This window comes from Pseudomonas sp. BN606, assembly GCF_029873115.1.
Taxonomy (GTDB): Bacteria; Pseudomonadota; Gammaproteobacteria; order Pseudomonadales; family Pseudomonadaceae; genus Metapseudomonas.
In genome coordinates, this window is sequence record NZ_SSOF01000079.1 from 206,894 (window position 1) to 219,685 (window position 12,792).

Below are 12,792 nucleotides of genomic sequence, written 5' to 3' on the forward strand. Positions count from 1 at the left end.
TCAACGGTAGATGGTCAGCGCCAGGGCGCCATACAGGCAGGTGAACAGGCCGACACGGAGCAGCGCCGGGTGCCAGGCGTGGCGGTAGAGGCCACACCAGGCGAACAGTCGATCCAGCGCCCAGCCGAGCAGGAACGCCACCAGGAACAAAAGGGTCAGGCTCGGCAGGTAGACACCGTGCATTGCGATTTCACGCGGCATGGACGGTTCCTTGCGGATACGTCGTCGCTGCATCGCCGCCCAGCGGATTCTGAGGGTCCAGCAGCGAGGTACGGATGAAGTGCAGGTAACTCTGCAAGCGTCGCAGGGGCGAGGTTTCGAACTGCGGCGCGCATGGCTCGGCGGTGCTGCGCACGCTGTCGATGGCCTGTTCCACGGCGAACAGAGCGCGCTGGCGGTTGGTTTCCGAAGGCTGGATGAACAGCCGGATCAGTGCCCGGCCCATGGCACGGATGGCATTGCGCCAGGGCATGGATTCGGCATAGCAGGAGAGCGCCGGCAGGCGCGCCTGCTCCAGGCGCATCTCGATCACTGCATGCCCCACTTCCTGCACCAGGAACATCCAGCGCAGCAACTGGCGCTGCACGTCCGGGCGTCCGGCGGAATACAGGTAGGCCTGATTCAACAGGTCGCGGGTGCCGCTTTCGAAACCGGACACCAGCCCCTTCATCCGACCGCTCACGGCACGCACCACGCACATGCGCAGGTCGCGCTCCAGGCGCCGCCACAGCCAGGGCCGGTTGGGCGGCAGTAGCACCGCGGCGGCCGCGGTCGCCAGCGCCATGGAAATCACCGAGGCCAGGTATTCGTTGAGCACCCGGTGCGGGTCGAACAGTGTCTGGTTGGCCGGCATGGAGTTCATGCAGAACCAGATCAGCAGGCCCAGCCCGGCACCTGCCAGTTGCGGTCGCGCCAGCAGGTAGGCACCCAGCGCGACGACCGGCGCCAGGGCACAGCAGAGCAACGCGAAGCCGTCGATCTCGGGCAGGACACGGAAAGTCATGAAGATGCCCAGGCAAGCGCCCGCGCTGGCACCCAGGGTGAGTTGCAGTGAAAGGCGCCGAGGATTGGACGAGGATGATGCCAGCGCCGAAACCATGCCGATGGTCATGGCGAAGGTACCGCCGCTGGGCCAGGCGGTGGCCATCCAGAAGGCGCCGAGCAGCAGGATCAGCAGGCTGCTGCGCAGTCCCGCCACGGCCGCAGCCACGGCGTTGGCGCGGGGTCGGAAGCTTTCTTTCCACTGCTCGCGGGCATGGTGGTCATCCAACAGCGAGGCATGGGTCTGAGCGTAGCTGTGCAGGTCATCGGCAAAGCGGTAGAGCAGCTCGGCAGCCGTGTCGTAATCCAGGCTCTGGGCTTCACTGGGCTGCTGCACGGCAAGCTGCGCGCGACCGCTACGGATCAACTGCATCAGCTCTTGCTTGCAGGCCTCCAGGCGGATGGCGAGTTGGGCCGCGTCAGCCTCGCTGCTCAGGCGGTCACGCAGCGGCGCGAGCAGCCGTGAAACTTCCGCGAGGCAAGGCTGCAACGCGTCGAGCACCATGCCCCCGTAGGAGCCAGCTCTGCTAGCGAACTCCATCGACTCCGAGCCTTCTCGAGCAGAGCTCGCTCCCACCTCTGGTGCAAGCGAGTTGGCCAGGCGCCGCAGCAACTGGTGCAGGCCATGGAAACGGGTGGAAAGCACCATGAATTCGTTGTTCAGGCGCGCCAGGCGCCCACTGCGCATGCGCATGTGCGGATCTTCGAAGGCGGTGGCGTTACGCATGTTCTCGAGATTCACGGCGGCGGCCGCAAAGCGCGCGTTGCTGGCATCAAAGCGTCCGGTATCGAGGCCGCCGGCCAGCCCTTCGCAGGCGAAAGCGGCGAAGTCGCGGAAACGTCCATGCAAGGTGTTGCGCAGGTCGGTACTGGTGCTCTGCGGCAGGATCAGGCCGTTGACCAGGCCGGTGCAAAGAATGCCCAGGCTGATCTCCAGGACCCGCCAGAGCGCGAGCATGAAGGCATCGTCCGGGTGCGAGGTGGCCGGCAGGCCGATCATCACCGCCGTGTAGCCCGCCAGTACGCATGCGTAGCCACGGAAATCCCGGTAGCGCGCGGCGCCGGCCGTGCACAGGCCGATCCAGATGGCCAGGCAGAGCATGAACAGCACCCGCTCCTGATTGAACAGGGCGATCAGCGCCACCATCACGGCCAGCCCCAGCAAGGTGCCGATGATGCGGTAGAAGCTCTTGGCCAGGACCTGTCCGCTCTGCGGCTGCATGACGATGAACACGGTCACCAGCACGGTGCCCGGTTGCGGCAGTTCCAGGCGATAGGCCAGCCAGAGGGCGAGGAAGGCGGTGAGCAGGGCCTTGAAGATGAAGGCCCAGGTCAGGCCGTCACTGCGCGCCCAATCGACCAGCGCGCGGTTGAAGGTTCGAACCATGTCGGGTCCTCAGTACTTGGGGAGAAAACGCAGGCGAGGTTCCTGCGGCGCCAGCGTTGCGGCGTCGGGGCCGCCGGGCTCGGGCAGCACACCGCCACCAAGGGCCAGCAGCAGGTCGGCCTGGGCGCCGAGCAATTCCGCGCGTACCTGCTGTTGCCGGAGCTGGCGCTGGAACAGGACGGGTTGGGTTTCCAGCACGGCGTCGAAGCCGGTGAGGCCGCGCTTCTGCGCCAGCAGCGCGAGGTCGCAGGTCTTTTGCGCGGCAGCCACCGCTTCAGCAGCGAGTGCCTGCTGCTGGTGCAGCGACCTGATGCGCACCAGGGCATCGGCCACCTGTTGCAGCGCACCGATCAAAGTCCGGTTGTACTGCTCCACCGCAATGTCGTACTCGGCGGCGGCAGCGCCCAACTGGCCACGGCGTAGCCCACCATCAAACACCGGCAGGCTGAGGGCCGGGCCAAGGTTGTAGGTGAGCTTGTCGTAGCGCAGGAAATCCAGCACGCCGCCCTGGGTGGCATTGGTGCCGATACCGCCCAGCAGGTTGACGTTGGGGTAGAAGCCCGCCTTGGCGACCTCGATGCCGCGCGCCTGCGCCGCCACCTGCCAGCGGCTGGCGACCAGGTCCGGTCGACGACCGAGTAGTTCCAGCGGCAGTTGCGCGGGAAGGCCGGGCAGCTGTTGCAGATCGAGCGTCGGACGCTGCAGGTGCTCGCCCTCCCCCGGCCCCTTGCCGGCCAGGGCGGCAAGCTGGTTGCGGGCAAGGTCGATGGATTCATCCAGGGCGTCAATCTGCCGGTGGGACTCCGGCAATGGCGCTTCGGCACGACTGACTTCCAGGCGGGTGCCGATACCGTCGCGCAGGCGCTGTTCGGCCAACCGCAGGATTTGTTCCTGCTGTGCAATAGCGGCCTGGGCTATGTCCTGTTGCGCATGCAAGAGGGCCAGGCGGACGTAGCTGCGCATCAGGTTGCCCTGAAGCTCCAGCGCCGCCAGGCGCCCTTCGGCCACCGCCATTCGGGCCCGGTCCAGCGCCTGGTGACTGCGGCTACGCTCGCGGCCCCAGAGGTCGAGGTCGTAGGAGAAGCCCAGCAGGCTGGCGTTGTTCCAGCTGGTGCTGCGGGCAAGATCGCCGGGACCATAGAAGTTGTCAGCCGGCCAGCGCTTGCGCTGCAGATTGGTATCGAAGGCGACCTGGGGCTGTTCAGCGGACTCCACCACCCCGGCCAGCGCCCGGGCCTTGCGCACACGGGCAGCGGCAATGGCCAGGCTGGGGCTGCCGGCAAGCGCCTGCTCCATCCAGGCGTCCAGCTGCGGGTCGCCATAGGCGCGCCACCATTGGGTGTCGGGCCAGGCGGCGTCACGCTCGGCGCGCCGAATGGCCGAGCCGGGGTCCAGTTGGGCAGCATCCAGGCGTTCTGCCTGGGGCGCTATGCCCTGACTATCGATACAAGCGGAGAGGAACGAAATGGCGGCGAACAGACTGGCGCGGGCGAAACCGGACCAAGGATTGCGGTGCACTGCGGCATATCCTGAATGCTGGGTAGCCAGGGACAGGGCCTGGATCGGCGGCGATTCTAGGGGCAGCCAGGGTGAAGGATAAGGCGACGGATAGATGAAGGATTGTGTACTGAATCAGCCATAATCCGGGGACATACTTCGTGACAAAATTTGCCTCCCTTCCGGGCCAGGACCCTCCATGGACATCCTCTTCAACATGCGCGCCTTCGTCTGTGTGGCGGAAACCGGCAGCTTCACCGCCGCTGCCCAGCGCATGGATCTCACGACCTCATACATCTCCCGCGCAGTCGCCACTCTCGAAACCCACCTGCGCACGCGCCTGCTGCACCGCACTACACGCCGCATCGCCCTGACCGAGGCCGGTCAGCGCTACCTGCTGCGCTGCGAACAGATCCTTGGCTACATCGAAGAAGCCGAGGCCGAGGCCAGCGAGGCCCATGCGCGCCCGGTGGGCAACCTGAAGGTACATGCCATGACCGGCATCGGTCAGCACTACCTGATCAAGGCGATCGCCGGATACAGCGAGAAGTACCCGGACGTGAGCTTCGACCTGACCCTGGCCAACCGCACCACCGATATCCTCGACGAGGGGTACGACATCTCCGTGGTGATCGCCCAGGAGCTGCCGGACTCGGGCTTCATTTCCAAGCAGCTCGGCACCACCTACAGCGTGCTTTGCGCTTCCCCCGGCTACATCGAGAAGCATGGGGCGCCGCGCATGCCTTCGGAGCTGTCGAAGCACCGCTGCCTGCGCCTGGTTAACAATGTGATGTCCCTGGACAAGTGGCTGTTCGAAGGCCCCGACGGACAGGAGATGGTCAGCGTCAACCAGACGCCCTTCCAGGTGAATACGGCCGATGCCATGACCGAAGCCATCAGGGCCGGGATAGGTGTGGGCGTGGTGCCGGTGTACTCGGCCATCAGCGGCCTGAAGGACGGTAGCCTCGTCCGCGTGCTGCCCAACCACAGCCTCTTCCCCCTCGGCATCTACGCGCTCTATCCGTCGCGACAGTTCCTCGATGCGAAGATCCGTACCTGGGTCGAGTTCCTTCGCGAGTTCCTGCCGGAGCGGGTCGCGGCGGACGAGAAGGCGGTGGCGGAGTACAGCTTGCGATTGGGGGTGCGTTAGCGACGGCCCTGTCAGCGTTAGCGATTGCCAATCTGCGCCAGCCTGAGGAAACCCTCTTCCGAACGCGGCCCGCCCCCTCTCCCGCAGCCAGGCGAAGGGTGACTCGCGCTAGCGAGGCCCTTGCCATCCTGAAGCCGAAACGTGCCTGATAGTGAGCAACAGAGGCGGGGCAGCGACTCCGCCCCTTCAGCAGGCCGAGCGGAATCGTTGCAGAGGAGGACGAGCGGCATGGATGCCGCGAGAGGCGAGTGGGGCCATGGATGCCCCCTCGCACCGCGCCCCCGGCGCAACGATGAAGGGAGGGAACCCCGGCGAAGCCGGGGCCGAATGCAGGGGCAAGTTTTTTGCTTCCTTTTCAACGTTTGGAAAAGGGACTTACCTGGGAAGGCGAAACCAAAAATATCCGCAGAATTCGGTCAGCAGCTTGGCTCAGCGGGTTCTGGAAACTACTTGCCGTACCCCTTCACCGCTTCCAGCCAGACCGGATCGAGGCGGTTCTGCTCCACCGGCAGTCCTTGCACTTCCATCGCTTCTCGGTGCCGGTCGATCTCGTGCACATGGTGGCTGAGGTCGGCGCTGTTGCCATCCAGTTGGTGCATCTGTGTCAGGCCCAGGTGGTAGAAGCGCAGCAGCTTCATCGCTGCCGGATCGCCGGCCGCCACCCCTGCCTTGACCTTGTGCATGACATTGGTCACGCGCATCAGATTGCGCTTGAGCTGCCAGCCGTAGACGGCCGGAGCCATCCACGGGCGTGGCCAGAGCTGAAGGCGCACGAAGGCGACGGTGAGCGCCAGGCCGGCCAGCACACCAATCAGGTTCCAGCGGAAATTGTCGCCACCAGGCGTACCAAACACCTGCACGCAAAAAGTGGACAACAGCAGCGCCAGGGCAATGAACAGGCCTGCGATGACCAGGGTGATGCGCCGGGTCTGCTGGCGATATTGCTCGGGGATCATCGGACGTATTTCGAAGGGCTCGCTCATCACGCTTCTACCTGGCTCCACTGTTTATTAAGACGCTTATCGGATACCGCCATCTTCGTGCCCAACTGCTGGGCGAACAGCGATACGCGGTATTCCTCCAGCATCCAGCGATAGAGCACCAGCTCGGGATCACGCTTACCCTCCTGGGCGTGCTTGGCCAGGCGGGCCTGGTACTGCTCCCAGTAGCCAGCCAACTCGCCGGACCAGACACGGTCACGTTGCAGTTGTGCGGCAATCTTGTCGAAGCGCTGCTCGATGGCCTTGAGGTAACGCGGCAGTTCCTTCAGCCACTCCGCCGGGGTTTCGCGAACGAAGCCCGGATAGACGAGATTACCCAGTTGCGCCTTGATGTCGTTGAGCGCCACTGCCTGCGCCAGGTCGATCCGGCCCTTGAAACGCTTCTGCAGGGCATGCCAGAGCTTGAGGATGTCCAGAGTCAGTCGCGCCAGCCGCTCGGCGTGCTCGGCCCAGGCGCCGCGTTTCTTCTCGGCGAGCGAGGCCAGGGCCGCGCCATCACGGGGCAGGTTGGCTTCGCCATCGAGGATGCAGCTGTCCAGACTGGCCAGGAGGATGTCCTCCACCAGCGCGTCGACACGTCCCATGTCGCGGTACAGCAGGCCAAGTTCGGTAAGACCCGGCAGCTTGCCACGGAGGAACTTGGCGCTTTCGCCGAGCTGCTGCAGCAATAGGCGCTGCAGTGCGCGGCGATGCTGCCACTCGGCTTCGGCCTGGGTCGGGAAGCGGCTTTCCTTGACGGTGCCGCCCTCCTCTACCAGTGCCGGGTACACCGTCATGGAAAGACCGGCGACCTTTTGCTGGGTTTTCTCCGCGACCTGGGCGAAGCCCTTGGCTTCCACCGGCTTCTGTTCCTTCTGCGCCTGCGGAATGGCCAGGGCAGCCTGGCTGGCTTCGGCGAAGCGCGCGGTGATCTCGGCCAGTTCACGGCCTTCACCAAGGAACTTGCCGCGGGCGTCCACCACTTCGAGGTTCATCTTCAGGTGGCCTTCCAGCTGGGCAGCCGCCTCGACCCAGGCCTCTTCCGGCACGCGAGCACCGGTCATCCGCTGCAGCTCACGGCCGAGCGCTTCCGGCAACGAGCCTTGGGCGAACACCAATTTGGCCAAGGCCGCTTTCACGAAGTCCGGCACCGGCACGAAGTTCTTGCGGATGGCCTTGGGCAGGTTGCGCACCAGCGCCACGCACTTGGTTTCCAGCAGGCCGGGCACCAACCACTCAAGGCGCTCCGGCGGCAGCTGCGGCAGAAGCGGCGCGGGCACGCGCAGGGTCACGCCGTCACGGACGTGGCCGGGCTCGAAGTGGTAGGACAGCGGCAGTTCCAGTTCGCCCAGACGTAGTTTGTCCGGGTACTGCGCGGCGGTGACTTCACTGGCTTCGCGGGCCAGCACGTCTTCTTCGCGCATGATCAGCAGGTTCGGATTCTTCGCCCGCTCGCGCTCATACCAGCTATCAAAGCTGGCCGTCTGGTAGAGGTCTGCCGGTAGGCGCGCCGCGTAATAGGCGAAGAGGGTTTCTTCGTCGGCAAGGATGTCGCGGCGGCGTGCCTTGGCTTCCAGTTCGTCCAGCCGCTCCAGCAATTGGCGGTTGGCGGTCAGGCACTTCGCCTTGCTGTTGATCTCGCCACGTACCAGGCCTTCGCGAATGAACAACTCGCGGGAGACCTCCGGGTCCACCGGGCCGTAGTGCACAGCGCGACGGCCAACGATGATCAGGCCGTAGAGGGTGATCTGCTCGAAGGCCACGACCTGTCCGCGACGTTTCTCCCAATGGGGCTCCAGGTGATTCTTCTTCACCAGATGACCGGCCAGTGGCTCCAGCCAGTCCGGTTCGATCTTGGCCACCATGCGCGCGAACAGCTTGGTGGTTTCCACCAGTTCGGCGGCCATGATCCACTGCGGGCGCTTCTTCGCGATTGCGGTACCGGGGTGGATCCAGAAACGCCGTTGGCGGGCGCCCAGGTAGTCGCCGTCCTCGGTCTTCTGGCCGATCTGGCTCAGCAGGCCGCAGAGAATCGCCTTGTGCACCTTGGCGTAGTCGATGCTGCGTTCGGGCGTCTCCTCCTTGTGGGAGCCCCCTTGCTGGCGAACGGCGGAATCCTTCCGCGCCTTGCCAGATTCGCCAGCAAGCTGGCTCCTGCCGGCCTCGGGGAAGAGCTTCAGCTCACGGCAGATCAGCACCAGCTGGCGGTGGGCGTCACGCCATTCGCGCAGGCGCAGGTAGTTGAGGAAATTCTTCCGGCACCAGGTGCGCAGGGCTTTGGAGCCCAGCGCCTGGCGCTGTTCCTCGAAGCCGCGCCAGAGGTTGATAAGGGCAGCGAAATCGGAGTCCACATCCTTCCACTGGGCATGCGCCTGGTCGGCGGCCTGCTGGCGCTCCAGGGGGCGTTCACGCGGGTCCTGCACCGACAGCGCGGCCGTGATCACCAGCACTTCGTCCAGGCTGCCCTGGCGAACGCCTTCCAGCACCATGCGACCGAGGCGCGGGTCGATGGGCAGGCGCGCCAACTGGCGGCCGATGGGCGTGAGCTGGCACTCGCGGTTCACCGCCGAGAGTTCCTGCAGCAGCGTGAAGCCGTCCTTGATGGCCTTGCCGTCCGGCGGTTCGATGAAGGGGAAGGCCTCGATATCGCCCAGGCGCAGGTGGAGCATCTGCAGGATCACCGCCGCGAGGTTGGTGCGCAGGATCTCCGGGTCGGTGAAGGCCGGGCGGGAGATGAAATCCTCCTCGCTGTACAGCCGCACGCAGATACCCGGTTCGACACGGCCACAGCGGCCCTTGCGCTGGTTCGCGCTGGCCTGGGACACCGCTTCCACCGGCAGGCGCTGGACCTTGGCGCGATAGCTGTAGCGGCTGATGCGCGCGGTGCCACTGTCGATCACATAGCGGATGCCCGGTACCGTCAGAGACGTTTCCGCGACGTTGGTGGAAAGCACGATCTTGCGGCCCGGCATGGGGGCAAAAATCTTCTGTTGCTCGGCCGGCGTCAGCCGCGCGTACAGCGGCAGAACCTCGGTGTGCCTGAGGTTGGCCTTGCGCAGCACTTCTGCGCAATCGCGGATTTCCCGTTCGCCAGGGAGGAACACCAGCACGTCGCCGGGGCGCTTGCCCACTTCGCGTTCATGGGCGGTGATCTCGTCCAGGGCACGGAGGATGCCCTGGTCCACGGACAGGTCGTCGAACAGTGCTTCGCCGTCTTCGTCCACCTCGGCGGCCAGCGGCCGGTACCAGGTATCCACCGGATAGGTGCGGCCGGAAACCTCGATGATCGGGGCATCGCCAAAATGCTTCGAGAAGCGCTCCAGGTCGATGGTGGCCGAGGTGATGATCAGCTTGAGGTCCGGGCGGCGTGGCAGCAGGGTCTTGAGGTAGCCAAGGAGGAAGTCGATGTTCAGGCTGCGCTCGTGGGCCTCGTCGACAATGATCGTGTCGTAGCGTTCGAGAAAGCGGTCATGCTGGGTTTCAGCCAGCAGGATGCCGTCGGTCATCAGCTTGATCAGGCTGCGCTCGTTGGACTGGTCCTCGAAACGCACCTGGTAGCCCACCAGCTCGCCGAGCGGGCTGCCGATCTCTTCCGCCACGCGTGTCGCCACGCTGCGCGCCGCCAGCCGGCGTGGCTGGGTGTGGCCGATCAGACCGTGGGTGCCACGGCCGATTTCCAGGCAGATCTTCGGCAATTGGGTCGTCTTGCCCGAGCCGGTTTCACCCGCGATCACCAGCACCTGGTGCTTTTCCAGCGCCGCCTTGATCTCGTCGCGTTTGGCGGCAATGGGCAGGGCGTCGTCGTAGCGCATCACCGGCACACTGGCGCGCCGCGCCTCGACCCGCGCGATGGAAGCCTGGAAGCGCTCGGCCCACTGCGCCAGCTTGGCGTCGTCCGGATGCTTGCGCAGCTCGTGGAGCTGTCGGCGCAGGCGATGGCGGTCGGCGCCCATGGCCTGGTCGAGGCGTTTCAGGAGTTGTTCGGCGCTGGGAGATTGCTCGCTCATCGGTTCCGCTGATTCTGCTGTCGTTTTCGGCAAGGGCGGAATTGTCGCAGATTTCCCAGCGGGCTGGCGTCTGTGTAGGAGCGAGCTTGCTCGCGAAAGGATGCGTTCAAAAGCTTCGCGGGCAAGCCCGCTCCTACAGGGGCACCTCGGCTACCGCCTCGGGTTCACTGCGCGTATCGATGCTCGCCTCTACTGACATTCCCACGCGCAGCTGGCCAAGCAGGGGCTGACCGGCATCCAGCACGACCTTCACCGGAATGCGTTGCACCACCTTGGTGAAGTTGCCGGTGGCGTTGTCCGGCGCGATGGCGGCGAAGGTCACGCCGGTTGCCGGCGCAATGCTTTCCACACGGCCACGCAGGGATTCGCCGGGAAAGGTATCCACCGCGATCTCCACCTCCTGCCCCGGGCGCACGTGAGTGAGCTGGGTTTCCTGGAAGTTGGCCACCACATAGGCACGCTCCAGCGGCACCACCGCCAACAGCGCATCGCCGGGTTTGACGAAGGCGCCGACGCGCACGGCGCGGCGGCCGACCATGCCATCAATGGGCGCCCGCAGCTCGGTATGGGAAAGGTCCAGCTCGGCCTGGCGCAATGCCGCCTGGGCGCTGGACAGTGCAGCCTGCGCAGCATCGCGTTCGGCAGTGAGTATGTCGGTCTGCTTGCGCGTGGCGAGCAACGCGGCGCTGTGTTCGGCCTGTCGCGCCAGCACGCTGTCGAAACGGCTGCGGGCCAACTGCGCGGCCTGCAGTGTGCCGGCACCACGTCCTACCAGTTTCTGGTAGCGCTCCAGTTCATGCTGGGCGAAGACACGCTCGGCGCGGTCAGCCTCCAGCGTCGCCTGGGCCTGTTCGATCAGCGAATCCTGCCGCTCCAGGGTGGCCCCGGCATTTTCCAGTTGCGCTTGGGCACTGGCGACTTTCGCCCGCGCGCCTTCCAGGGCGGCACGGTAGTCGCGGTCATCGATGCGAGCGAGCAGCTGTCCGGCCTTCACCATCTGGTTGTCCTCCACCAGCACCTCGCGGATGAAGCCTGGCACCTTCGGTGCCGCCAAGGTGAAGTCAGCGTGAACGAAGGCGTCGTTGGTGTACTGGTCGGTGCTTTCGCCCAGCAGGTGCCAGGTGCCCCAGGCCAGCAGGCCGGCGCCCACCAGCAGGGCGACCGGGATAACGGGTTTGAGAATGCGGGATTGGTTCATGATCGACTCCGGTCAGGTCGGGGCGCGCGGCGGATAGATGCGCGTGGGCACGAAGGGAATGATGAGGAGCAGTGCGACCGCCACGGCGGACATGCAGAAATAGAGATCAGCGGATGTCAGCACCAGAGCCTGCAGATGCAGCCGGCGGGCGATTTCAACGCCTCCCTCGACCAGCGGGTTATTGCCCAGGCGGTCGACCAGTTGCGTCGAATGGAGATGCAGGCGCAGGGTCGCAAGCGCCTCCAGCACACCGCCGGCAAGCACCGCGGCGAATCCCTTGACCGTGTTGAACCAGGCCGAGGCGAAAGGTCCGTCGGTGGGCTTGATGCTGCCTGTGGACAACATCAGCAAGGGCAGCACCGCCATCGGCTGGCCGAAGATCTGCAGCGCCTGCACCAGATAGAAATCGTCGCGGATCCAGGCCGATGTCAGCTGCGAACCCAACCAGCAGGAACAGGCGAGCATGACCAGGCCGCAGGCGAGCACCCAGCGGCAATCGACCCAGCGCAGGTTGCACAGGGCCGCCACCAGCGGCAGCGCCAGCAGTTGCGGCAAGGCCACTACCAGCATGACCGGCGCGGTCTGCAACGGCCGATAGCCTTGCACCTGGGCCAGGTAGTTCGAGGGAATCATCACTGCCGCCAGCAGTACGAACAGCACCCCGCCCAGGGTGAACAGGGCAAAACTGAGGTTGCGCAGCTTGAGCAGTTGCAGCTTGAAGAACGGCAGTGGGTGCCTCCATTCGTTGAGCAGGAACAACACCAGCAACACGCTGCCGCCACCGAGCAGGACGCGGATCAAAGACGACTCGAACCAGTCCAGCCGCTCGCCCTGCACCAGGCCGACCACGAGCATGAACAGCGCGGGAAAGCCAAGCGCCAGACCCCGCCAGTTGAACTGACGGAAACGCTCCAGGCGCAACGGGTCCTGGGGCAACCCCCAGGCCACAGCGGCCATGGCCAGCAAGCTCGTTGGAACGATCTGCCAGAAGGCCCAGCGCCAACCTACGAACTCCACCCAGAACGCGGCCAGCGGCGTACCGAGGCTGGGGCCGAAGGTCGCGGTGAGGGCGTAGCTGGCGAGGCCGTAGATCTTGATGTTGGCGGGGAGGAAGCGCAGCGCCACGGTCATCAGGATCGGCGGCAAGGCTCCGCCGGCGAGCCCCTGCAGGCCGCGCAGCCACATCAGACTCTGCAGGTTCGGCGCCAGCGGGCTCAAAAGCCCGAGCAGCATGAAGGCGGCGATGGCCCAGAGGGTGAAGCGACGCAGGGACAAGGTCACCGCGAACCAGGGCGCGAAGGCCATGGCGCAAACCGAGGGCGCCGCATAGAGCGCCACCAGCCAGGTCCCTTCGTCACGACCAATGCCCATGGCGCCGCGGATATCCGCCAGGGCGATCTTGATCACGTTTTCATTGAAGCCGGAGACCAGGACAGCCAGCAGGACGCCGAGCATCCCGACCACCAGGCGTGGGGTGAAGGGAGTAGCGACAGGCGCCGCCACAGGGCCGGCGACCGGCAGCGGCATGGCCA

The 12,792-nt window shown here is 65.5% G+C and carries 8 protein-coding genes; 1 reads left to right on the top strand and 7 read right to left on the bottom strand.

Translation table 11 applies throughout. From position 1 onward, the window contains the following. The 3 genes from E8E75_RS22175 to E8E75_RS22185 are packed head-to-tail and all read right to left on the bottom strand — an operon-like array spanning position 1 to position 3,946. Complete coding sequence (locus E8E75_RS22175) at positions 1–201, bottom strand: DUF1656 domain-containing protein (protein WP_153917570.1); 201 nt, start codon at positions 199–201, stop codon at positions 1–3. Further along, entirely contained in the window at positions 191–2,428 is a 2,238-nt protein-coding gene (locus tag E8E75_RS22180) for an FUSC family protein (RefSeq protein WP_153917568.1), read from the bottom strand. Before E8E75_RS22180 ends, E8E75_RS22175 begins: the two co-directional genes overlap by 11 nt. Before the next feature lie 9 nt (positions 2,429–2,437). Then, positions 2,438–3,946, bottom strand: coding sequence for an efflux transporter outer membrane subunit (locus E8E75_RS22185; protein WP_280359790.1), 1,509 nt, complete (start codon positions 3,944–3,946; stop codon positions 2,438–2,440). Positions 3,947–4,124: 178 nt separating this feature from the next. On the opposite strand from E8E75_RS22185, the gene E8E75_RS22190 reads away from it, so the two are divergent. Next, positions 4,125–5,075 carry a LysR family transcriptional regulator gene (locus E8E75_RS22190; RefSeq protein WP_120652394.1) on the top strand — a complete coding sequence of 317 codons (951 nt, stop codon included), beginning with the start codon at positions 4,125–4,127 and terminating at the stop codon, positions 5,073–5,075. Between the two features lie 446 nt (positions 5,076–5,521). On the opposite strand, the gene E8E75_RS22195 is transcribed toward E8E75_RS22190, so the two are convergent. The 4 genes from E8E75_RS22195 to E8E75_RS22210 all read right to left on the bottom strand — a co-directional run bounded on the left by E8E75_RS22195 (position 5,522) and on the right by E8E75_RS22210 (position 12,787). Then, complete coding sequence (locus E8E75_RS22195) at positions 5,522–6,058, bottom strand: DUF3087 domain-containing protein (RefSeq protein ID WP_120652396.1); 537 nt, start codon at positions 6,056–6,058, stop codon at positions 5,522–5,524. Next, positions 6,058–10,062 (bottom strand): ATP-dependent RNA helicase HrpA, encoded by a 4,005-nt coding sequence (hrpA, locus tag E8E75_RS22200; protein ID WP_153917564.1) that lies wholly within the window; start codon positions 10,060–10,062, stop codon positions 6,058–6,060. The genes E8E75_RS22195 and hrpA overlap by 1 nt, the downstream gene beginning before the upstream one ends. 133 nt (positions 10,063–10,195) lie before the next feature. Continuing rightward, positions 10,196–11,260: an HlyD family secretion protein gene (locus tag E8E75_RS22205; RefSeq protein WP_120652400.1), complete on the bottom strand. Its 1,065-nt coding sequence runs from the start codon at positions 11,258–11,260 to the stop codon at positions 10,196–10,198. 12 nt (positions 11,261–11,272) lie between these two features. Then, positions 11,273–12,787, bottom strand: coding sequence for an MFS transporter (locus tag E8E75_RS22210; RefSeq protein ID WP_256672765.1), 1,515 nt, complete (start codon positions 12,785–12,787; stop codon positions 11,273–11,275). Between the last annotated feature and the right edge of the window lie 5 nt (positions 12,788–12,792).